General features: G+C 48.3%; 16 protein-coding genes. All 16 read left to right on the plus strand.

The window, feature by feature from the left end; all coding sequences use genetic code 11:
* The first annotated feature begins 3 nt into the window (after positions 1–3).
* The 16 genes from mfd (at position 4) to OIM59_RS03460 (ending at position 24397) form a co-directional block, all read left to right on the plus strand.
* On the plus strand, positions 4–3381 hold the full coding sequence (gene mfd, locus OIM59_RS03385; protein ID WP_303895057.1) for a transcription-repair coupling factor: 3378 nt from the start codon (positions 4–6) through the stop codon (positions 3379–3381).
* Between the two features lie 137 nt (positions 3382–3518).
* Entirely contained in the window at positions 3519–4802 is a 1284-nt protein-coding gene (locus OIM59_RS03390; protein ID WP_303895059.1) for a histidine-type phosphatase, read from the plus strand.
* 162 nt (positions 4803–4964) lie between these two features.
* Positions 4965–7619 (plus strand): TonB-dependent receptor domain-containing protein, encoded by a 2655-nt coding sequence (locus OIM59_RS03395; protein ID WP_303895062.1) that lies wholly within the window; start codon positions 4965–4967, stop codon positions 7617–7619.
* Between the two features lie 41 nt (positions 7620–7660).
* Positions 7661–9076, plus strand: coding sequence for a hypothetical protein (locus OIM59_RS03400; RefSeq protein WP_303895064.1), 1416 nt, complete (start codon positions 7661–7663; stop codon positions 9074–9076).
* A 126-nt stretch (positions 9077–9202) separates the two neighbouring features.
* On the plus strand, positions 9203–10147 hold the full coding sequence (locus OIM59_RS03405; protein WP_303895067.1) for a metallophosphoesterase: 945 nt from the start codon (positions 9203–9205) through the stop codon (positions 10145–10147).
* Positions 10148–10488: 341 nt separating this feature from the next.
* Positions 10489–12000 carry an acetyl-CoA carboxylase biotin carboxylase subunit gene (gene accC, locus OIM59_RS03410; protein WP_299173812.1) on the plus strand — a complete coding sequence of 504 codons (1512 nt, stop codon included), beginning with the start codon at positions 10489–10491 and terminating at the stop codon, positions 11998–12000.
* Positions 12001–12028: 28 nt separating this feature from the next.
* Complete coding sequence (locus tag OIM59_RS03415; protein ID WP_072541981.1) at positions 12029–12550, plus strand: biotin/lipoyl-containing protein; 522 nt, start codon at positions 12029–12031, stop codon at positions 12548–12550.
* Positions 12547–14079, plus strand: a complete 1533-nt coding sequence (locus tag OIM59_RS03420; RefSeq protein ID WP_022354531.1) for an acyl-CoA carboxylase subunit beta — start codon at positions 12547–12549, stop codon at positions 14077–14079. Before OIM59_RS03415 ends, OIM59_RS03420 begins: the two co-directional genes overlap by 4 nt.
* Positions 14080–14187: 108 nt before the next feature.
* Positions 14188–15093 (plus strand): DMT family transporter, encoded by a 906-nt coding sequence (locus tag OIM59_RS03425; protein ID WP_299173808.1) that lies wholly within the window; start codon positions 14188–14190, stop codon positions 15091–15093.
* The gene (locus OIM59_RS03430; RefSeq protein WP_303895075.1) at positions 15081–16709 is read left to right on the plus strand and encodes an AAA family ATPase; all 1629 of its coding nucleotides are present in this window, start codon (positions 15081–15083) and stop codon (positions 16707–16709) included. The genes OIM59_RS03425 and OIM59_RS03430 overlap by 13 nt, the downstream gene beginning before the upstream one ends.
* Positions 16636–18006 carry a VWA domain-containing protein gene (locus OIM59_RS03435; RefSeq protein WP_299173803.1) on the plus strand — a complete coding sequence of 457 codons (1371 nt, stop codon included), beginning with the start codon at positions 16636–16638 and terminating at the stop codon, positions 18004–18006. Before OIM59_RS03430 ends, OIM59_RS03435 begins: the two co-directional genes overlap by 74 nt.
* Before the next feature lie 291 nt (positions 18007–18297).
* On the plus strand, positions 18298–18561 hold the full coding sequence (locus OIM59_RS03440) for a hypothetical protein (protein ID WP_299173800.1): 264 nt from the start codon (positions 18298–18300) through the stop codon (positions 18559–18561).
* Between the two features lie 187 nt (positions 18562–18748).
* Positions 18749–19960, plus strand: a complete 1212-nt coding sequence (locus OIM59_RS03445; protein WP_299173797.1) for a site-specific integrase — start codon at positions 18749–18751, stop codon at positions 19958–19960.
* Positions 19961–20479: 519 nt separating this feature from the next.
* On the plus strand, positions 20480–21007 hold the full coding sequence (locus OIM59_RS03450) for a UpxY family transcription antiterminator (RefSeq protein ID WP_299173794.1): 528 nt from the start codon (positions 20480–20482) through the stop codon (positions 21005–21007).
* A 105-nt stretch (positions 21008–21112) separates the two neighbouring features.
* Positions 21113–21940, plus strand: a complete 828-nt coding sequence (locus tag OIM59_RS03455) for a polysaccharide biosynthesis/export family protein (RefSeq protein ID WP_299173791.1) — start codon at positions 21113–21115, stop codon at positions 21938–21940.
* Between the two features lie 123 nt (positions 21941–22063).
* The gene (locus tag OIM59_RS03460; protein WP_303898157.1) at positions 22064–24397 is read left to right on the plus strand and encodes a polysaccharide biosynthesis tyrosine autokinase; all 2334 of its coding nucleotides are present in this window, start codon (positions 22064–22066) and stop codon (positions 24395–24397) included.
* Positions 24398–24459 lie beyond the last annotated feature (62 nt).

Consider the following 24459-nt stretch of genomic DNA (forward strand, 5'->3'; position numbering starts at 1 on the left):
ACGATGAGTATAAAGGAATTGCAAGATATTTATGCCAAACATCCCAATACCATGGGTTTGGCTTCTTTGTGTAAGGATAAGAGTGTTAAAAATGTATTCTTGGAAGGGATGCACGGGTCGTGTGCCTCTTTGTTCGCTTCAGTATGTGTCAAGTCGATACCGGATATTCATGTGTTTATTCTGAACGACCTGGAGGAAGCGGGATATTTTTACCATGACATGGTACAGGTAAACGGAGATGCGGACATCCTGTTTTTTCCTTCTTCTTACCGTCGGGCTATCAAGTACGGGCAGAAAGATGCAGCCAACGAGATTCTTCGTACGGAGGTGCTGAGCCGTCTGGAACGGCAGGAGCCGGTGGCAGTGGTCACTTACCCGGAAGCCTTGGCCGAAAAAGTGGTATCCCGGAACCAGCTTTCCGCATCGACCTTGACATTGAAGGTGGGGCAGAAGGAAGATACCGGAAAGCTTATGGAAAAACTTTCCGGCTATGGTTTTGAACATGTGGACTATGTGTACGAGCCGGGACAGTTTGCCTTGCGAGGGAGTATCCTGGACGTATATTCCTTTGCGTCGGAATATCCTTATCGAATCGACTTCTTCGGTGATGAGATTGACAGCATCCGGACGTTTGAAGTCGAGACACAGCTGTCGAAAGAGAAAAAGGAGTCGGTGAGCATCGTGCCGGAACTGTCCACCTCGGAAGGTTCGGATATCTGTTTCTTGGACTTCGTTTCAAAAGATGCGATTCTTTGGGTAAAGGATTTGCTTTGGGTACGCGAACGTATTCAGGCGGTTCATGAAGAGACCGTATCGCCTCAGGCGTTGAAAGCCTACGAAGGAGAGCAGACAGAGCTGATGAATCTTTCCCGGAAACTGATTGACGGGGCTGAGTTTACGGTGTGTGCCTTGGAGTTTTTCCGGATTGATTTCGGGCATAAGGCCATAGGAACTCCTCAGGCACGGATGAAGTTTGAAACTTCTGTACAACCAATTTTTCATAAGAATTTTGATTTGGTATCCAGTTCCTTTACCGACTTCCTGCAACGGGGTTATTGTCTGTATATCTGTTCGGATAGTGCCAAACAGACGGAGCGATTGAAAGATATCTTTCAGGAAAGAGGAGACCGGATTACGTTTGAGCCGGTGGACCGTACGCTGCACGAGGGCTTTGTGGACCATACCCTTCGGATGTGTGTGTTTACAGACCATCAGATATTCGACCGTTTTCATAAATACAACCTCCGAAGTGACAAAGCCCGTAGCGGAAAGGTGGCGTTGTCACTGAAGGAACTGAACACGTTTGAACCGGGAGACTATGTGGTGCATATCGACCATGGTATCGGCCGTTTTGCGGGACTGGTGCGCATCCCGAACGGGAATACTACGCAGGAGGTCATCAAGCTGGTGTATCAGAATGACGACGTAGTGTTTGTGTCCATTCATTCGCTGCATAAAATCTCGAAATACAAAGGCAAGGAAGGCGAACAGCCGCGCATCAGCAAGCTGGGAACTGGTGCTTGGGAGAAAATCAAGGAACGGACGAAGACCAAGATTAAGGACATTGCCCGCGATTTGATTAAATTGTATTCGCAGCGTAAACAGGAAAAAGGATTTAAATATAGCCCCGACAGCTTCTTGCAGCACGAACTGGAGGCCAGCTTCCTATACGAGGATACGCCCGACCAGCTGAAGGCTACTCAAGACGTGAAGGCGGACATGGAGAGCGACAAGCCGATGGACCGTCTGGTGTGCGGGGACGTGGGCTTCGGAAAGACGGAGGTGGCCATCCGGGCAGCTTTCAAGGCAGTGGCCGACAACAAGCAGGTGGCGGTACTGGTACCGACTACGGTGTTGGCTTTCCAGCATTACCAAACGTTTAAGAAGCGTCTGGAGGGGATGCCTTGCAAGGTGGAATACTTGAGTCGCGCGCGGACTGCAAAAGATACCAGCCGCATCCTGAAGGAACTGGCCGAAGGAAGCATCAATATACTCATTGGTACGCACAAGATTATCGGGAAGAGTGTGAAGTTCAAGGATTTGGGATTGCTGATTATTGACGAGGAGCAGAAGTTCGGGGTGAGCGTGAAGGAGAAACTCCGTCAGATAAAGGTGAACGTGGATACATTGACTATGACGGCTACGCCGATTCCGCGTACGCTTCAGTTCTCACTGATGGGAGCCCGTGACTTGTCGGTTATCCAGACTCCGCCACCCAACCGATATCCGATTCAGACAGAAGTGCACACGTTTAATGAGGAAATCATTACCGAGGCCATCAACTTCGAAATGAGCCGTAACGGGCAGGTCTTTTTTGTGAACAACCGGATTCAGAATCTGGCGGAACTGAAGGCCATGATTCAGCGGAATATTCCGGACTGCCGGGTGTGCATCGGACACGGACAGATGCAGCCGGAGGAACTGGAAAAGATTATCTTCGATTTTGTCAACTATGACTACGATGTGCTGCTGGCTACGACTATCATTGAGAGTGGTATCGATATTCCCAATGCCAATACTATTATTATCAACCAGGCGCAGAACTTCGGATTGAGCGACCTGCATCAGATGCGGGGGCGTGTGGGACGAAGCAACAAGAAAGCTTTCTGCTACTTGCTGGCTCCTCCGTTGTCTTCACTGACACCGGAAGCCAAACGCCGTTTGCAGGCCATCGAGAATTTCAGTGACTTGGGTAGTGGTATTCACATTGCCATGCAGGATTTGGACATCCGTGGAGCCGGGAACATGCTGGGAGCTGAACAGAGCGGATTCATTGCCGACTTGGGATATGAAACTTATCAGAAGATTCTGAACGAGGCAGTGACCGAACTGAAAAACGAAGAATTTGCCGACTTGTATGCGGATGAAATCAAGGCCGGCGAAGAGAAAATCAGCGGCGAAGAGTTTGTGGATGAATGTACCGTGGAAAGTGACCTGGAGTTGCTGTTCCCGAATGAATACATTCCGAGCAGCAGTGAGCGTATGCTGTTGTACCGGGAGCTGGACAAGTTGGAACTGGACAAGGATGTGGAGGCGTTCAGGGCCCGATTGCTCGACCGCTTTGGAAAGATTCCTCCCGAAGGAGAAGAGTTGCTGCGCATTGTGCCGTTGAGGCGGCTGGCCAAGCGCCTCGGAGTGGAGAAAGTGGTGTTGAAAGCCCAGCGCATGACCCTCTTTTTTGTCAGCAACCTGGACAGTCCGTATTATCAGAGTATGGCTTTCGGAAAGATTATTTCTTATATGTCCAAGAACCCTCGTTACTGCAATTTGCGGGAACAGAACGGACGCCGGAGCATGGTGGTTTCCAAGGTGACCAACGTGAAAGATGCAGTCAGTATCCTGCAGGAAATTGTCAGCCTGGAAGGAGAAAAGGCTCAGTAGGCCCCGGTTGTCTCAATTGGGTGACAGTGGGATTGCATTTCTGTTTCAGTAAGCTTGAGGTGCTCCTTTTTCGGGGCAGAAGGAAAGGACCGGGAGGGATAATTGGCTATTTTTATGCCTCAAACTAAAAAAGGCTTATGAGAAAAACAGGATGGATACTGCCGTTTCTGGTTTTCCCTTTGTGCATGCAGGGGCAGACGGCACGTGAAGAGATTGATGAGAATCCGGCACTGGCGGGAGGAAAATACTATGCCTATGAGGTACCCGATGTGCAACTTACACCTGCTCCCGCGGGTTATACTCCTTTTTATATATCGATGTTCGCCCGTCATGGTTCGCGTTATCTGACGAAGGAGAAGAAATATACCCAGCCTTTGTCGCTTCTCCTTGCAGCGGATGAGGCCGGGGTGCTGACTGCAGACGGAAAGCGGGCATTGAAGGTGGTGGCTGCTTTGGCTCAGGAAGCCGAAGCACGTTATGGCGAGCTGACGCCGAAAGGGGCGCGGCAACATCGGGAGCTGATAGACCGGATGTACCGGCATTATCCGGAGGTATTCAGTGACGGAGCACATGTGGATGCACGTTCTACCTATAAAACACGGGCCTTTCTTTCCATGGCAGCCGGTTGTGTGGAATTGAAGGGGTTGAACCCCAAGCTGCACATCACCACGCAGTCCAGTGAGGCAGATGCCTATTATATAAAGTACAAGAATCCTTTGTATGAAGCGCAGCATCTGGAGAACAGTGACTCGGTGTATCGTGTGGCAGATAGCGTGTATGTGCATCCGGCACGCTTGATGAAACAGCTGTTTCGTGATTCTTCTTACGTAGAGACTCATATCCAGCCGGTGAAGTTGATGACAGACTTGTTTGAGTTACATGGCATCAGCCAAAGCAGTGACCGTCAGCCTGATTTGTCTTTTCTGTTCACTTCGCAGGAACGGTATGACTTGTGGCAGCGCAACAACTTTGAATGGTATTATGAGAAAGGAGCTTCCCCATTGAGTGACGGCTGCATGTACAAGCTCGAAAAAAATCTGTTGAAAAATTTTATCGAAACAGCCGATACCGTGATTGCTTCCCGAAAGAATGGAGTGACGTTGCGTTATGGACATGACACGAACCTGGCTCCTCTGGCGGTACTGATGGCCATCAATGACTTACAGGCTTCCACGGCGGACTGGCAGCACGTTGCGGATACGTACCGTACCTATCGCATCATTCCGATGTGTGGAAATGTGCAACTGATATTCTACCGTAAGAAAGGGGTGAAAGAGGTGCTGGTCAAGGTGCTGTTGAACGAACGCGAGGTGAAGCTGCCGCTTCACAGTGAGATGGCTCCTTATTATGCTTGGAAAGACGTTCGGAGTTACTGGAAAAAAGTGGTGGAAAGTATTCAGCTTCCGGCGCAGGTGAAGTAACCTGGAGGTATTATACATATTGTAAGGAGAGGTATTCCTTTTTGAAAGGGATACCTCTTTTTTTATGCACGTATCTCTTGCCTAAATGTAACAAAAAAGAAATTTCTATGCAATACGGATGAAAATGGGATGGGATACTTTTGCGGCAAATAAGAAAAGCAAATGAAAGCAAGTATCGTTTTGGCATTGTTGTCACTGATGTCTGCAAGTGTGCAGGCCAGTGTGGTAAAAGGAAAGATTAAGGATGCACAGACAGGAGAGGAAATTATCGGTGCATCGGTAATGGTAAAAGAAGAGCCCGGAAAGGGAGCTGTTACGGGGTTGGACGGTAGTTTTAATCTGTCTGTCAATCGGGATAAATATACATTGGTCTGTTCTTATGTGGGATACAAAAAATATGAGGTGACTATCACCCCAGACAAGAAAGAAATCGTGATTCCGTTGAAAACCGATGACGTGGCACTGGATGAAGTCGTGGTGGTGGCCTCCAATCCGGGAAGAACGGAAGCTGGGGCACGCGGCATTGAACGTCAGGCGATGAATGTGGTCAACGTGATGAGTGCCAAGGCCATCGAACTTTCTCCGGATATCACGGTAGCGAATGTGATTCAACGTATGTCGGGCGTGACCATTGAGCGGAACAGTAGTGGAGAAGGCCAGTATGCGATTCTGCGTGGTATGGACAAGCGTTACAATTATACCTTGATTAATGGGGTGAAGATTCCGAGTCCGGACAACAAGAACCGTTTCGTGCCGCTGGATATTTTCCCGTCGGAGATGCTCGACCGTCTGGAAGTAACCAAATCGCTGACCGCCAATATGGAAGGTGATGGAATCGGAGGAGCAGTCAACCTGATTATGAAGGATGCGCCTACGGAACGGCAGTTTACCGTGAATTTGTCGACCGGTTACAATGCCATGTATTTCGGCCGTGACTTCCAGTCGTTCAACCACGGGGCCATTGTCAAACAGTCGCCTTATGAACAGATGGGTATGCCGGAAGATAACCGGGTGACCATGGATAATTTCACAACCGACAACTTACGGATGAGTTGGAAAAAGCCCTTGCCGGATCTGACTGCCGGAATTTCTTATGGCGACCGTTTCTTTCAGAACAAGCTGGGCGTGATGCTGGCCGGCAGTTTCCTGAATACCTATCGTGGTAAGGAAAGCCAGTTGTATTATCAGCCGGGCACCACTCACAACGGCATTGAGTATCGTAATTACTCTTCCCAGCAGACCCGTATCGGGGCGCATGCTAAACTGGACTATTTCATTAACGAACATCATAAGCTGACCTGGTATAATGGTTACATGGATATGCGTGAAGCAGAAGTGCGCGACGGACATGACGACAAGGAAGGGGCAGTACGTATGAAGTGGAACCATCAGTATATCATCAACTCAACCTTGAAAGGTGAACATTCCTTTTTGGACGATGGGGCGCTTCGCCTGAACTGGTCGGCCGTTATCTCGAAAGCCTACAGTGAGACTCCGGATAATACGGAAATTTTCTTGCAAGGCACACACGTACAGACTTCTGGAGCAGCTACCCGGCGTTGGGAACACAATTCGGATAAAGATAAGGCGGGATATGTGGACTTGATGTACAAACTGAAATTGGACGGTGGTTCTGTCTTTGATTTCTCCGTAGGAGGTATGTATCGCGACAAAAAACGTGACAGCTTTTTCAATGAATATACCTTTAACTCGGCGACGGGAGTGAAAGATCCGCAATATCAGGGGGAAGACTGGAATAACTATGATGAGATTTTGTTTACTCCCTTGAAATACGGTAACATCAGTGACCCGTTGAACTACGATGCTTCTGAAAAGATTGGCGCAGGCTACGGAATGGTGAAATATACCTATCGGAAATGGGAGTTCATTGCGGGAGTACGTGTGGAACATACCAATCAAGGATATGTATTGAAGTTCCCGACCGAGAATGAAGATCCCGAGGGAAACCAGAAGTATACGGATATGCTGCCCAGCTTTCATGCAAAATATGGAGTGCATAAAAATGCCAACCTGCGTTTCTCGTACGCACGGTCTATCAACCGCCCCAGCTTCTTTGAGATTGTGCCTTACAGCATTATCAATGAAGACTACAAGGAAAAGGGTAATCCGGATTTGAAACATACCGTGGCCGACAACATTGACCTGCGCTATGAATATTTCCCGAAATCATCCGAACAGTTTATGGTGGGCATGTTCTACAAACGGTTGCAGAACCCGATTGAATATGGTCTGTTGAACGAAGGGCAGGATACCTATTACAAGCCGATGAACTTCGGAGATGCGACCAATCTGGGCGTGGAAGTAGATATCATGAAATACTTTAACTGGTTCGGTATCAAGGCCAATTATACGTATACCCACTCTACGATTACGACCGAGAAGCGTATCATGGACGGCAACGATGTGAAGAGCATTTCGCAGACACGTCCTTTGTTCGGACAGGCGGCCCATGTGGCGAATTTATCGTTGCTTTTCAAAAGCACCAAGTATGGCTGGGAAGGACAGATTGCCGGAAGTTACACAGGAAAACGTTTGAGCGATATTTCCAACTGGTACAATGATGATATTTGGGAAGACGGCTACATGCAGCTGGATGCGTCTGTGGAAAAGAGCTTCAAGAACGGCATCAGTATTTTTGCCAAAGCGTCCAATCTGCTGGACACTCCTTTGTTACGATTCATTCAGAAAGGTCCGCAAACAGCGAGTGTAACCTCGGAACGGAAGGACGGGAATGTGATAGAACGGAAAGAATGGCACGGACAGTCGTTCATGCTGGGAATCAGATATAAACTATAATAAACTATACATATTTAACTAGTAACTAAATTTATTACGTAATGAGACTGAAAAATTATTTGCTGGCAAGTACAGCTTTGGTAGCGTTGTCGTTTATGGCCGCTTGTACGGAAGAAGATCCAATCTCTAATGGTGACGGTACTGAGAATACAGATGGAAATGATGAAAATAATGGTGGAAACAGTGAGGAAACCGATGACAATGTCATTGTCTGGCCTGCTGATACCATCGTAAAGCTTACGGATCATTATACTGTGCCGGAAGGAAAGAGCCTGGTGATAAAGGAAGGAGCACAAATCATTGTAAGTTCAGACGGAGTAGGAGCCAATCACGCACCGATTGAGTTTACTGTCAATGGTAATTTGTATTGTGAAGGAACTGCTGAAAAACCGATTCTGTTCTCTGTCCCAGAGAATGAACGCACCAATGAAAATATTTTTGAAGGCCTTTGGGGTGGGATTGTGGCCAGTGCTACTTGTGAGGAAATGCTGATTGACCATACCATCATTGAATATACGGGAGGTCAGGTAATTGAAGGTTCTCCTGCAGCAAGCGCTGAAATCTATACAGCCGGAGATGACGCCTATCCCCAGATTACCACTAACAACATTAACGGACGTTATGTGATTACCAATTCCATCCTGCGCAACGGCTGGTCGGATGGTATTTACCTGATGGGAGGAAATGCCATTATTGCCAATAATATTTTCGCCGCCAACGGATACGACGGGGCAGAAGCTGTAAACGTAAAAGCCGGTTGCGTGGTCGATGTGGCCGACAATGTGATGTTCAGTCCGAATACCAACGGCTTGAAGCTGTCCAGCTCCGGTCAGAGCGAAGACCGCGCAATGGCCAAAATCCAGGCTTACAACAACACCATTATCAATGCCGGATGGCGTCGTGACGGTGAAAAAGGCGGTTGCGTGTATGTCGAAAAGAATGCGTTGGCAAATGTCTTCAATAACCTGATGGTGAACTGCAAGTTCAGAGCTATGACTCCGAATTATGACATTCCGAATAATGTGGATGAAGGCTATAACGACCAGTCTGTCATTGATTATAACTATTATGCTTCCGGTACACAGAAAAGTGATGTCGTGTTTACGGAAGAATCTGGTGTGGCTTATTCTTGGGAAGGATATGCATACGCACATGAAAACTACAATGAAGGTGTGGTAGATGCACACAGTGTGATTACAAAGACTGCTGAAGAATGTGCAGCCAATGACCCGAAATTTGTCAACTTCCCGATTAATGACGTAGCCTTGACAAATTACGTGTACGATGAGGCATGGGATTTCCAGGTAGAAGCTGGTTCTCCGGTATTGACCGGTGCGTATGACGGAAACGATGCGGCACTGGCTCCTTATTTCGGGACAGAAGGTTTGAGCGTAAACGGCCAGACATATACATCTCCGAAAGTGGAAGCTCGTTTCGGTGCCTATGGCGCAAAATGATAAATTCCTTTTCTAGGTTTTGTTAAGTCAGTCTGTATTGACTGTATTTTTCCGAGTGGAATAAGTCCGGACAGTATGTTTCGGACTTATTCTTTGAATACCTCAACTATTTTAAAGACTTGAATTATGATTTCATTGAAGAGATTTTTCTGGACATGTTGTTTGTCCTTGTCTGTATTGGTAGCTTTTGCGCAAGAGGCTTCGGCATGGAAGGCGTTGGAAAAGCCGGTGAACTTTCTGTTGGCCAATGACTTGGGCCGTAACGGATATTACGACCAGAAGCCTATCGCCGAACTGATGGGACAGATGGCGGAGAATGTGGATATTGAAGCAGTAGTGGCTGCGGGGGATGTACACCATTTTGAAGGTGTCCGCAGTGTGAACGACCCGTTGTGGATGACCAACTATGAACTGATATACAGTCATCCGGAGCTGATGATTCCCTGGTATCCGGTTATGGGAAACCACGAATACCGTGGCAATACCCAGGCTGTATTGGATTACGCACAGGTAAGCGCTCGCTGGGAGATGCCTGCCCGTTATTACACAAAGGTGTTGGAGAATGATGATGTCACTGTGCGTCTGGTCATGATTGACACGGCTCCTTTGCTGGACAAGTATCGGAAGGACGTGGAGAAATATCCGGATGCCTGCAAGCAGGACATGGACAAACAGCTGGCTTGGATGGACTCTGTGCTTACTGCGGCCACGGAAGACTGGGTGTTGGTTGTGGGGCATCATCCGATTTTTGCAGACACCGACAAAAGTGACGCGGAACGTCTGGACATGGAAAAAAGAGTGGACAGCGTATTGCGTAAGCATAAAAATGTAAATATGTATCTGTGCGGTCATATTCACAACTTCCAGCACATCCGCAAGCCGGGGAGTTCGATAGATTATGTCGTAAATTCTTCCGGTTCGTTAAGCCGTAAGGTAAAAGCGGTCGATGGAACGCAGTTCTGTAGCGGTGAAACCGGATTTTCTTTGATTTCGGCTGATAAAAAAGAGTTGTGTCTGCACATGATTAATAAGGACGGCAAAGTCATTTATACCGTCCGGCAGGCTCGATAAAACGGTTTGTGTAATGGATTCCGAAGGGGAAAAATGAGATTTTATAAAATATTTTAGGAATAAAAATACATATAATGCATTCCGTTGTTTTGTAAACTCGACTTTGCGTTATTGTTTTTAGAAAGCTAATTTTCTCCTCATTTGTAGGTATTTTATGGGGAAAGAGTAGCGATTTGGCAAAAAAAGAGGCATTCGTTGGAACGGTGTCTCTTTTTTTGCTATTTTTGCACAGTTTTTAGGTTATCTGTGCACGAATGGATTTTTCAGTGTGTGGATAATCAGGTAATTGGGTCGTATGAGAACGACTCGGTATCATAGAAATCATAATTAAAATATAAAGCATGATACACAAAGTATTGATCGCTAACCGTGGTGAAATTGCTGTGCGCGTGATGCGCTCTTGCCGTGAAATGGGCATTCGTACCGTGGCAGTTTTTTCCGAAGCCGACAGAACGGCTCGCCACGTACTTTATGCGGATGAAGCTTGTCTGATAGGTCCTGCTGCATCGCGCGAAAGTTATCTGAACATAGATAAGATTATCATGGCGGCAAAACGTCATGGAGTGGATGCTATTCATCCGGGATATGGGTTCCTGTCTGAAAATTCAGAGTTTGCACGTCGTTGCCGTCAGGAAGGTATTATCTTCATCGGCCCGGATCCGGAAACGATGGATGCCATGGGTGACAAGATTTCTGCCCGCAAGCACATGATTGCGGCGGGAGTTCCGGTGGTCCCAGGTACAGAGCAGCCTTTGCAGAGTGTAGAAGAGGCCAAAGAAATCTGTAATCAAATCGGTTATCCGGTCATGTTGAAAGCTTCCATGGGTGGTGGAGGTAAGGGTATGCGTCTCATCCACAGTGAAGATGAAGTGGAAGAAGCCTATAACACAGCCCGTTCGGAGTCTATGTCTTCTTTTGGTGACGATACCGTTTATCTGGAAAAATTTGTAGAAGAACCTCATCATATCGAATTCCAGATTCTGGGTGATAATTTCGGAAATGCCGTACATCTTTTTGAACGTGAATGTTCTATCCAGCGTCGTAACCAGAAAATCGTGGAAGAAACTCCTTCTCCTTTTGTCACTCCTGAATTGCGTCAGAAAATGGGTGAAGCAGCTGTGGCTGCGGCGAAGGCTGTGCATTACAAAGGAGCCGGTACGATTGAGTTTCTGGTCGACAAGCACCGCAATTTCTACTTCTTGGAAATGAATACCCGTTTGCAGGTAGAACATCCTATCACGGAAGAAGTGGTAGGTGTGGACCTGGTAAAGGAACAGCTTCGTGTGGCCAACAACGAGCCGCTCCACTTCAAGCAGGAAGACCTGCAGCAGCGCGGACATGCCATTGAATGCCGTATCTGTGCCGAGGATTCAGAAAACAACTTCATGCCTTCTCCGGGTGTCATCCGTCAGCTGATTGAGCCGAATGGCATCGGCGTACGTATCGACAGCTATGTGTACGAAAGCTACGAAATTCCTATTTATTATGACCCGATGATTGGTAAGCTGATTGTGTGGGCTACCACTCGTGAGTTTGCCATCGAACGTATGCGCCGCGTGTTGTACGAATACAAGATTACCGGACTGAAGACTAACATCGGTTACTTGCGTCACATCATGAACGTGCCCGATTTCGTGGAAGGACATTACAATACCCTGTTCATCCCGAAACACCAGGATATGCTCCGTGAATGGGCCGGACAGAAGGAGGAAGAAACTGAAAACATTGCCATGATTGCCGCTTACATCGACTACCTGATGAACCTGGAAGAAAACAAGTCGGCATCCAGCGATAACCGTCCGATCAGCCGCTGGCGCGAATTCGGTCTGAAAAAAGGAGTATTGCGAATCTAAGCGTGTTTTAATTAAAAAGTAGAAGATTATGGAAATACATATAGGTGACAGAGTTGCGGACGTGACACTGGTCAGCAAGGAAGGCAACAAGGTGCAGCTGACCATCGACGGAGTGCCTTACGATGTAGACATCGTGATGGCCGAAAACGGAAGCTGTTCCATCCTGCACGAAGGAAAGTCGTACAACGCCGAACTGATTCGTAAGGAAGGCGGAAAAAGCTATACCGTGAACGCACATTACCAGTCATACAACATCGACATCATCGACTCACAGGCCAAATACCTGCGCATGCGCAAGGGCGGGGAGGAAAAGCAACAGGACAAGATTGTTTCTCCGATGCCGGGTAAGGTGGTCAAGATTCCGGTAAAGGTAGGCGACCGTCTGCAGGCTGGCGACATCGTGGTAGTGATTGAAGCCATGAAGATGCAGAGCAACTACAAGGTGAACAGTGAATGCGTGGTGAAGGAAATCCTCGTGAACGAAGGAGATTCTGTCAACAGCAATCAGGTAATAATGACGTTGGATGTAATTAAAGAAGACGAACAATGACAACAGCAGAACAATATAAGAAATTTGAGGAGCTGGACAAGCTGGCTTCTCAGGGCGGCGGTGTAGAACGCGTGGAAAAACAGCACGCCAACGGTCACATGACAGCCCGCGAACGTATCGACATGTTGCTCGACAAGGGTACGTTCAATGAAATCGACAAATTTGTAATCCACCATTGCACAGACTTTGGCATGGACAAGAAACACATTCCGGGCGACGGCATCGTATGCGGTTACGGTAAGATTGACGGCCGTCTGGTATATGTATATGCATACGACTTCACCGTGTATGGCGGTACGCTGAGTGCGACCGGTGCCCAGAAAATCGTGAAGGTACAGGAACTGGCGCTGAAGAACGGTGCTCCGGTCATTGCCTTGAACGACTCAGGTGGTGCCCGTATCCAGGAAGGTGTGGGCAGTATCTCCGGTTACGCTTCCATCTTCTATCAGAACACCATTGCTTCGGGTGTGATTCCGCAGATTTCAGCCATCTTGGGTCCGTGTGCGGGAGGTGCCTGCTATTCTCCGGCCCTGACCGACTTTATCTTCATGGTGAAGGAAAAGAGCCACATGTTCATCACCGGTCCGGACGTAGTGAAAGCCGTGACCCACGAAGAAGTGGACAAGGAAGAACTGGGTGGTGCCTATACCCACAGCAGCAAGAGCGGTGTGACACACTTCCTTTGCGATACGGAAGAAGAAACCCTGATGAGCATCCGTGAACTGTTGAGCTTCCTTCCTTCCAACAACATGGAAGATGCGCCGATGATTCCTTGCACCGACGATATCCGCCGTGCGGAAGAATCGCTGATGACAGTCATTCCGGACGACCCGAACATGCCGTATGATATCAAGAATATCATCGAGCCGGTGGTCGACAACCATTATTTCTTTGAAGTGATGCCTCACTTTGCCAAGAACATCGTAGTCGGATTTGCCCGTCTGGGCGGACGTTCCGTAGGTATCGTGGCCAACCAGCCTGCTTACCTGGCCGGTGTGCTCGACATCGATGCCTCTGACAAGGCTTCCCGCTTCATCCGTTTCTGCGACTGCTTCAATATTCCTATCGTGACGTTCGAAGACGTGCCGGGCTTCCTGCCGGGATGCACACAGGAACACAACGGTATCATCCGTCACGGAGCGAAGATTGTGTATGCCTATGCAGAAGCTACCGTACCTAAGATTACCGTGATTACCCGTAAGGCTTACGGAGGTGCTTACATCGTGATGAACAGCAAACCGATTGGTGCCGATGTGAACTTCTCTTACCCGACTGCCGAAATCGCCGTAATGGGTGCCGACGGTGCCGTAAACATCCTCTACCGCAAGGCTACTCCGGAAGAGAAAGCCAAGGCAGTGGAAGAATACAAGGAAAAATTCTCCAATCCTTACCGTGCGGCCGAACAGGGTTACATCGATGAAATCATCCTGCCGAAAGATACCCGTTACAAACTGATTCAGGCATTGGAAATGACTCAGAACAAGAGCCAGAGCAATCCGCCGAAGAAACACGGCAACATGCCGCTGTAATCAGCTGACGATTATTCAGTAAATCACATAAGAAGCGAAGAATTCCGCCGGTCATGCGCAAGGAGTTCTTCGCTTTCTTGTATCGTTATCACATTAGATTCTGTCATTATGAAGGAAGCATTTATAAAACTGCATCTTTCCATTCTCATTGCCGGAGGGACGGGCGTGTTCGGGAGACTGATTTCCCTGAACGAAGGACTGCTCGTGTGGTACCGGATGATGTTTGCCTCCGTGATGTTCTTTCTGTTGCTTTCGTGCCTGAAGAAGTTGCGGAAGGTCACTTTCGGCGATGTGGCAAAGATTGCCTCCGTGGGGCTGCTGCTGGCCAGCCACTGGATTTTCTTTTATGGAAGCATCAAGGCCTCCAACGTGTCCATCGGTGTGGTTTGCCTGTCGCTGATGAGCATCTTTACCGCCATCTTTGAGCCCCTCATCAACCGTCACCGCATTTCCTTGCGGGAGATTCTGTTCAGCCTGGTGGCCGTGGGGGGCATCGTGCTGATTTTCCATTTCGACACCCGCTACCGGACCGGTATCTGCATGGGCGTCATCTCGTCGGCCCTGGCTTCGCTGTTTACCATTGTCAACAAGAAAGTGGCCGTGAACTATACCTCCAGCACCATGCTGATGTACGAGATGCTGGGCGGTTTCCTGGGCCTGTCGTGCATCCTGCCTTTCTACCTTCATTATTTCCCCGTGGCCTCCATTCTGCCCGGGACACAGGATTTCATTTACCTGCTCTGTCTGGCGTCGGTATGTACCGTCGGACTCTATATCCTCCAGATTCAGGTGCTGAAAGTCATTTCCGCCTTTACGGTCAATCTGAGCTACAACCTCGAGCCGATATACAGCATCATCGGGGCCATGATCATTTTCCAGGAAGCCAAGGACCTGAACTTCAGTTTCTATCTGGGCCTGGGACTGATTGTGCTGTCGGTGGTGCTCCAGACCCTCAACGTGCTGTCGCAGCACCATAAGTTTGTACCCTCACTCTACGTCAAATGGAAACGCTGAAAAACCGTATCGAGCAACTGCTGGACACCCTCAACAAGCGGGTGTACGGCAAGGAAGAAGTCATGGCCCTGGCGCTGCTTTCGGCTGTGGCAGGAGAGAGTATCTTCCTGCTGGGCCCTCCGGGAGTAGCCAAGAGTATGGTAGCCCGTCGGCTGAAACTCCTGTTCCGCGGAGGTACCGCGTTCGAATACCTCATGTCGCGTTTCAGTACCCCCGACGAGATTTTCGGCCCCGTGTCCATCGCCAAGTTGAAAAACGAGGACACCTACGAGCGTATGACCGAAGGCTATCTGCCCACCGCCACCGTGGTCTTTCTGGATGAAATCTGGAAAGCCGGTCCCGCCATACAGAATGCCCTGCTGACCGTCATCAACGAGAAAATCTACCGCAACGGACAGTTTTCCGTGCGGGTGCCCATGAAGGGGCTGATTGCCGCCTCGAACGAACTCCCCGCTTCGGGGCAAGGGCTGGAAGCCCTATACGACCGTTTCCTGGTGCGCAAGCTGGTGGGCGGCATTGAAGACCTGTCCGAATTCGACCAGATGATTCTGACCGCCGATGAAAGCGAGCCGGAGGTGGACGAGCAACTGGCCGTGAGCGACGAAGAATACCGACAATGGCAAGAACAGATGAAGGCCGTCGGTCTGCACTATTCCGTGCTGGAAGTGATTCATTCCCTCAAGGACAAGCTGGAAGACTACAACCGCCAGCTGGAAAATGCCGATGTGCCCGCTTCACCCGCCCTGTATGTGTCCGACCGCCGTTGGAAGAAAATCGTACGCCTGCTGCGGGCCTCCGCCTTCCTGCAAGGGAACACCGAGGTGCGCCTGTCCGACTGCCTGCTGATGGTACACTGCCTGTGGAACGAGACCGGACAGATAGACTGGGTGCGCGATGCCGTGCTGACCGCGGTAGGAGAGAGCGTGCGCGGCTATGTGCTGAACCTCTCCGGCATTGAAACCGACCTGCAAGCCCTGAAGAAAGAACTCGACTCGGCAGGAGCCCTGCGCGAGCGGGCCGATGCCGGACTGCAACTGGTCGATGCGTATTATTACCAGGTGGAGCGCGTGCGGCTGGCCGGACGGTTGCTCCTCTTCGCTTCCGACTACCAGCAACTGGACGATACCGGCAAGCAGTTCTACCTGCATAAAGACAAATACAAGACCGACTGTTACGTGCTGAAGAAATACGACCCCTCGATGCGCGGCAAGGTATCCCCTTCGAAAGTCTACACCCTTCGTCGGGGCCGCCGTTCGGTGTTCATCAACGATTATGAATACCCCTTGCTGTGCACGCCCGACTGCACCGCCCTGCCCGCCATGGAAGTACAGTCGTACGAAGACCTTCCCGCCCGCTTCAGTCGGCTGGAACAGCAGCTCGGCCACGTGGAAGCCCATTGCGGCGACTGGGTGAAAGAAGAAGCCGACTATTGCGCGAACCATCTGTTTGTCGGACGAAGAGAAAAAGAAGCCATGAGCCGGATACTGGGCGAGCCGACGAAAGCCCTGTTCCGCTATCGGAACGAATTGGAGGAAATGAAACATGCATACCGGAAAGAGAACGAGGAATATCCGTCTGAAAGACCTGAAAACAGCCTATTTGGAGCAACTTCGTGAGCGGAGCCGGGCGCGGATGGAAGAATACCTTCAGGGGCGGACGGTGCTGGAGAGCGAGCTGGAAGAATGTGTGTGGGACTATTACCGCAAGACGGTGCCCTCGCTTCAGGAATTCTATTCCCGCTATACCCCCGAATGGGAAGTCTTCTATGCCAACGAAACCCTTTCGTCGGCCGATTTCCTGACCTTCCTGCAACGGATGGAAACGGCTTTCCGCAAGCGCTATACCTTGGCCGAACTCGATGTGTCCTATTACATCGGTCGCCTGTCCCAGCTCCCCGAAGGAAGCGAAGAACGTGCGGCCTTGCAGGAACTCTTCTTGGACAAGTGGCACCATCTGCTCTCGGTGAAGGAATACGACTACCAGTACCAGCACCTCTTCCGCCTGTGCGACGGGTTCGCCCTGCTGGACAAGTCGTTCGGTCTGAAAACGGAGGGCAACCTCCGGGGCTCGCGCGTGAAATGGCTGTTGCGGAACCATCCGGAACTCTATCAGAAAGTGGTGCCCTATGAGAAAGCCATGGAGCAGAACCGCCAGATACGCGAGCTGGTGCGCTGCCTGGGAAAGAACGTGGGCGGACGGAAAGAAAGTTTCGACTCCCTGTCGGGACTTCGGGCCGACAGTCTGATTCATCATGCCGCCCAAAGCGACGTGGAAGGAGTGACCTTGGGCGACGACCTCAACAGCCTGCTGCCTGTGGAGTATTGCTACCTCACGGACGAGGTACTCTATCCCTTCTTCATGCAGCGCTATGTGGAAAAACGCCTGCAACAGTTCGACTCCTATTCCTGTGAGGACCGTTCCGACCGTTCGCCGGAGAAAAAGAAAGTCAGTGCCCAGGGCCCCTATATCATTTGTGTGGACACCTCCGGTTCCATGCGCGAAGGCCGCGAACGCCTGGCCAAGTCGGCCGTGCTGGCCATTGCCCGACTGACGGAAGCCACCTCGCGGAAATGTTACGTCATTAACTTCTCAGAAGACATCCAAACCCTTCTGGTGCGCGATTTGAAGACCGATTTCCCTGTGCTGGTGGACTTCCTGCAACGTCGTTTCGACGGCGGTACCGATGTGCGTCCGGCTTTTGCCGAAGCGCTGATGATGCTGCGTACCCACGGCTGGCATCGGGCCGATGTGGTACTGATTTCCGATTTCGAGATGCCCCCTCCCGATGATGCGCTGCTGGCCGACATCCATCGTGCCCGTTTGCGGGGTACTTCCTTCTATGCGCTGGTGTTCGGTACTCATCCGGAAACGGACTACCTTCACGAGTGTGAAAAGTACTGGGAGATGTATTGAACGGAAAAATCACTTTGCCTTTATCTTCTGCTTTTAGCTGAATATAAGATTTAAAATGCGAAATTCTGCTTTCTTTTTGAAGAACGGATTTTCGCATTTTTTTGTGTATAATCTTGAGTTACCCCTCTCAGAAGGCTTGTAGAGGAGGTCCTTTCTGTCTAAAAACGGGTATTTGGATGAATCTGGACAAGAAAATGTGGGAAAATCTACCTGAAAAGCCGAATTTGAAGCCAAAATGTCGAAGTATTTGGAAGAAAACCCCGAAGCGTTTCAGGAAAAACTCTTTGACGTTTGGAAGAAAACGCAAGTGCGTTTGTGGACAAATGCACTTGCGTTTTGGGAAAGTGGTTTTGGGGGCTTCTGGAGAGGGGGGAGTGGGTGAAGACTTTTGAGGAGATTTTTGGCTGGAAGAAGCGAAATGTTGAATCAAATAAAAATTGCTTTTTGTTTGTGGATTCTTATCTGTTTGTGAATTCTGTGCTTGATTATTGCTCCTTTGCTGTAATAATATCTGAATATTATGGAAATAGCTTTATCCCTGAATTTGAAATATAACTTCTGTATGTAAAAAATGGGACAGTATGAGTCTGTACTGCTAAATTTGAGGATTTCAGTATAGGGAAGTTTGCTTTGACATCTTGTTATATCAAAAGATGTCCGGTGGTTTGTCGTATTTGCTGCATAAGCAAGCCTGTCATGATTTCGGTATATCGTTTTTATGTTATTTAAATACAATATTGTTATGGCAACGATAAAAATTAAATTCAGACCCTCTTCGGTTATTGGCAAAGAGGGAACATTGTGTTATCAGGTAATACACGAGAGGCAGACGCGCCTGATAAGTACTGGTTATAAGTTGTACTTTTCCGAGTGGGATAAAGACTCGGGTAGAATTCAAAGGTTAGAAGAGAATTCGGAACGGAACCGTTATCTTGAAACCTTAAGATGTCGTACGGAAGGGGACTTAAAACGTTTAAAGAACATTATCAGGAAGTTGGAAAAAGAACGAAAATTCACTTCGGAACAAATAGTTCAGGCTTTCCGTTCTTCTGAAAATCAAGACAATGGATTCTTTGCTTATGCCCGTAAGATTATCAGTCAAACCAAACGTATGGGAAAAGAACGGACTTCAGAAATTTATACTAGTTCGCTGAACAGTTTCATTCGCTTTCGGGCTACAGCCGGTGATGTCACTTTTGAGGAAATGGATTCCCTCATGATGATGGAATACGAAGCATATTTAAAGCAAAACGGAAAATGTCCGAATACCATTTCATTTTACATGCGTAACTTGCGTGCCTTGTATAATAGAGCCTTGGAAGAGGGGTTGGTTGAAAACCGGAATCCGTTCCGTCATGTCAATACAGGTGTAGAAAAGACTGTTAAACGTGCGGTTTCGTCAGAAGTGATTGGAAAAATCAAGACTCTCGATCTCGATTGCTATCCTGCGTTAGGTTTGGCCCGCGATTTGTTCCTGCTATGCTTCTATCTTCGTGGCATGTCCTTCGTCGATCTGGTTTTTCTGAGGAAGAAAGATTTGCAGAATGGAGTATTGGTTTATCGGCGCCACAAGACTGGGCAACAGCTTTGTATTAAATGGGAGCAACCTATGCAGGACATTGTGCGTAAATATACAGACTCAGATTCACCTTATTTGTTACCTGTCATCAGGGTGCCTGGGGAGGGTGAAAGGCGTCAATATCTGAATGCTTCCCATTTGATGAATAAGCGGTTGAAGAAAATTGGTATGATGGTAGGTTGTCCTATTAAGCTCACATTTTATGTTAGTCGTCATTCATGGGCCAGTATTGCTAAAAGTCAAAATGTGCCGGTTCCTGTTATCAGCGAAGCGCTGGGTCATGATTCAGAAGGTACTACTCGCATTTATTTGGCATTGCTCGATTCGTCTGTGGTAGACAAAGCAAATAGTATGGTCATTCAGTCAATTGGCTAAGGAATATGGAAAACGGTGAGGAATAAGTAGTAGAAACAATCTTTCCAAAGTTAAAATCCTCTTGAGCATGTCCTTGTTCAAGGGGATTTTTATTGTTTGACGAAAAAACATATCTCTCCGTAAGAGATGTTTTCCGGCACAAAATTACACATAATTATCAAAAAGACAACGATAAAAACAGAAATATTTTAGTGAAAATGAAATCTATAGTTTCTATAAAATATGTTTGTCGAACAAAAGTTCCACAAGCTATGACTATTTCATCTTCTATATATCTGTTTATCAGTGAATTTAGGATTCTACATGGGGATAAATATCTCTTACGGAGAGATGTATCACTTTGAAAGCAAAGAATACTTGTGGAAGCGAAAAATAAGCCACAAGGCATAATATGGAAAATGATAAAACGGGCATAAAGCTCGAACTTTTGGAGAGAATGTTTGTAACTGCAAGTATTTCAGATAGATACAAATACTTGCAGGATTAGAAGGTTTGTCCTTTACTGGAAAATATGATTCTATGAGGAGCAATGAAACGCATTGGTTTGTTATGCGGGACTTGACCAGATGTAATGCCAAAATGCCTGCTTATCAGATATTAGACGATATGGGAATAGAGAATTTCACACCCAAGGTGCCGAAAATAACCATACATAGCGGAAAACGTGAATGTAAGGAGGTGCCATTTATCCATGATTTAATCTTTGTACATGATACCCGTATGGTTATTGATACTATTGTAGAGAAAGTGCGCACTTTTCAGTACCGTTTTTTGAAGGGTAGAGAACCTATGACAGTAAAGGACAAGGATATGGAGGAGTTTAAGAAAGCTGTTGAATCTTCAAGCAAACCTCAATACTACCGTCCCCAGGATGTCACTCCGGATATGCGTAACCGGAAAATCCGCATTATAGGAAGCCGACTTGACGGATGTGAAGGTTATTTGCTTACGGTCCGCGGCTCCAAGCAAAAGCGTCTGCTGATAGAATTACCTTCGCTGCTTGCCGCTGCTGTGGAGGTCGAACCGGAATATATACAGTTATTATAGGAGTATCCGTATAATAACCTCATATTTTCAATGCTTACTATGTTTATCAATCATTATCAATGATGCGATAGCTTTATCACTACCCGATAAAGAAAATTCCATAAAATGAAAAAATATTCTTTATTTGTATGTATCCTGTTCCTCTCGATTATAGGAACGGGACTTTTGAGTTCTTGCGGAACGTCCAAAGACGTAATTTACTTTCAGGACTTGAAGCCGGGAGAGACTGAAATCACCTTGCCGGAAGTGCAGGCTATCACTGTGCAACCGGAAGATAAGATTTCCATTATCGTGAACAGCCGTGACCCACAACTGACAGATTTGTTCAATCTGCCTTACGTCAGCCGGCAGTTAGGTCAGTCGTTGCGTACCACCGGATTGTCTACAGGAACTAATAACGGTATATCAGGCTATACCGTGGATGCAAACGGCAACATTGACTTTCCTGTACTGGGCAAGGTGCATGTGGCGGGCATGAAACGTGAGGAGATAGCTGAACATATCAAGAACGAGTTAGTGACGAAGAACTTGGTGAAAGATCCCGTGGTAACGGTAGAATTCATGAATCTTTGTGTGTCCGTGATGGGCGAAGTGAACAATCCTGGGCGTTTCGCTATCGATCGCGACAGGTTGACCGTCCTTGACGCACTAAGCATGGCGGGTGACCTAACCATCTACGGCAACCGGCAGAAAGTATTGGTGTTGCGTCAAGAAGATGGGCAGCAACGGGTATACGGCATTAGCCTCACTTCGGGCGAACACGTATACACTTCTCCTGCCTATTACCTGCAGCAGAACGACGTAGTCTATGTGGAACCCAATAGTATGAGGTCACGCCAGTCCACCGTCAACGGTAACAACGTGCGTTCTACCTCGTTCTGGATTTCACTCGCCTCGTTGCTGACATCCATCGGCATCCTAATATTCAACTGACAATTTTTCATTTTTTCATTCTTAATTTTAAAAAGCATGTCGACCCTTAGCGATAAAGAAACCGAATTGTTCTTGGACGAATTAGAAAAGTCAAACGGCAGTGGCATCAACTTCAAAGACCTGATGTATCTCTGTCTTGCCAAGTGGTACTGGTTTGTCATCTCCTTGGCAATCCTGTTGGGCTTCGCCATATTACATTTGCTCACCACTCCGCCAGTTTATACCCGCTCGGCATCCCTGCTTATCAAAGAGGACAGCAAAGGAAATTCCTTGTCCAACTCCGCAGGCGTATTGGGCGATTTGGATTTGTTCCAGACCAACACCAATGTGAACAACGAGATGCAGTCGCTGCAGTCGCCCGCCGTGATGTACGATGTGGTAAAACGCCTACACCTGGACATTAATTATACTGTCGACGGTACTTTCCACAAACAGGTGTTGTACGGGCAAGCCTGCCCTTACGAAGTGGAGTTCTTCGACTTGCAGGACAACGAGGGTGCTTCGCTCACCATCCTCCCCGTCTCTAGCAACAAAGGCGTGGAACTGACCGACTTTGTGCGTGGCGAAGAAGAATCCGGACAGGCCATCAAAACCCTGTTCAACGATACAGTAACCACTCCTGTTGGCAGGTTGTTAATCAAACCTATGCCAAGTGCGGAAACATGCAAGGAGCCGATCTATGTCTCCCGTTCCGGTTTACAAAGTGCCACTGCCGCTTATTCCGACAAGCTGAACGTGTCATTGAACGACGAGAAGTCCACTGTCATCAACCTTTCGTTGGAAGACGTGTGCATCCAGCGCGCCGAGGACGTGCTCAATACTTTAATTGCCGTCTACAACGAAAACTGGGTAAAAGACAAGAACCAGATAGCCGTCAGCACCTCCATGTTCATCAACGAACGCTTGGGAGTCATCGAGCAGGAATTAGGACATGTAGACGAGAACATTTCTTCTTATAAGAGTGAGAACCTGCTGCCTGACGTGCAGGCTGCCGCCAACATGTACATGACGCAAAGCAGCGAAATGAGCTCCCAGATATTGGCGTTAAACACCCAGCTCGCCATGACCCGTTATGTGCGCAACTATCTTACCGGAGGCAACAACCGCAACCAGCTGCTTCCCGCCAACTCCGGCATTGAAAGCTCCAGCATTGAGAGACAGATAGCAGACTACAACGCCATGCAGCTGCAGCGCAACAACCTCGTGGCAAACAGCAGCGAATCGAATCCCTTAGTAGTAGACCTCGATCAGTCATTGCAGAACATGCGGCGCGCCATCATTTCTTCCATCGACAACCACATCACTACGCTGAACACCCAACTGCGTGCCTTGCAGCAAAGCGAAAAGCAAACCACGGCACGCATCGCCGCTAACCCCACGCAGGGCAAATACCTGCTTTCGGTGGAACGCCAGCAGAAGGTGAAAGAGGCGCTCTACCTCTTTTTATTGCAGAAACGTGAGGAAAACGAGCTGTCGCAAGCTTTTACCGCTTATAATACGCGTGTCATCATGCCGCCCTCAGGCAGCATGGTGCCCACTGCTCCTAATAAAAAGAAATTCCTCCTGATTGCTTTTACCTTAGGACTTTTCATTCCCGTAGGCATCATCTTCGCCCGCGAGCAGCTGAACACCAAGGTGCGCGGACGGAAAGACTTGGAATCGCTGTCCCTGCCCTTTGCTGGGGAAATTCCCTTAGCAGGCGGCAAAAAGAAAGGAAACAAAGAGGAAACTACTAATACCGTCCTGATTAAACAAGGCTGTCGCGGCATCATCAACGAGGCGTTCCGCGTGTTACGCACCAACTTGGAGTTCATGCTTGATGCGGGCAACGCGGGGAAAGCCGATGTCATCCTTTTCACCTCGTTCAATCCCGGCAGCGGAAAGACTTTCATTACCATCAATACCGCCGCCAGCTTCTCCCTGAAAGGCAAAAAGGTATTGGTGATAGACGGCGACCTGCGCCGTGGCTCGCTCTCGCACTACCTGCATTCACATCCCAAGGGATTGAGCGATTACTTGGGCAAACGGGAAGAGAATCCGCAGACGTTGGTACAAGAGCTGCCCGGCTATCCCGGACTGAATATCTTGCCCGTAGGTACCATTCCTCCCAACCCTACTGAGTTGCTTGCCGAACCGCGCCTGGGCATATTGATAGAACAGATGCGTGGTGAATACGACTGCATCTTCATCGACTGTCCACCCATTGAGATAGTAGCGGATACGCAAATCATCGAAAAGCTTGCCGACCGTACCCTCTTCGTAGTTCGTGCCGGCCTATTAGAACGTGACATGCTGCTCGAACTACAACACGCTTACCAAGAGAAACGATTTAAGAACATGGCGCTTATCCTGAACGGCACCGAAGGCGGCGGCAACCGTTATGGCTACCGATACGGATATAAATACGGTTATCATTATGGGTATGGCAGCAAGAACTACTATGGGAAAAATGAATAATAGTTTCTTTGGAGCGAAATAAAGAATTGCCAGTTCAAAAATTCTTCATTCATAATTCTCTA

It is taken from the genome of Bacteroides mediterraneensis (genome assembly GCF_025993685.1).
GTDB classification, from domain to species: Bacteria; Bacteroidota; Bacteroidia; order Bacteroidales; family Bacteroidaceae; genus Phocaeicola; species Phocaeicola mediterraneensis_A.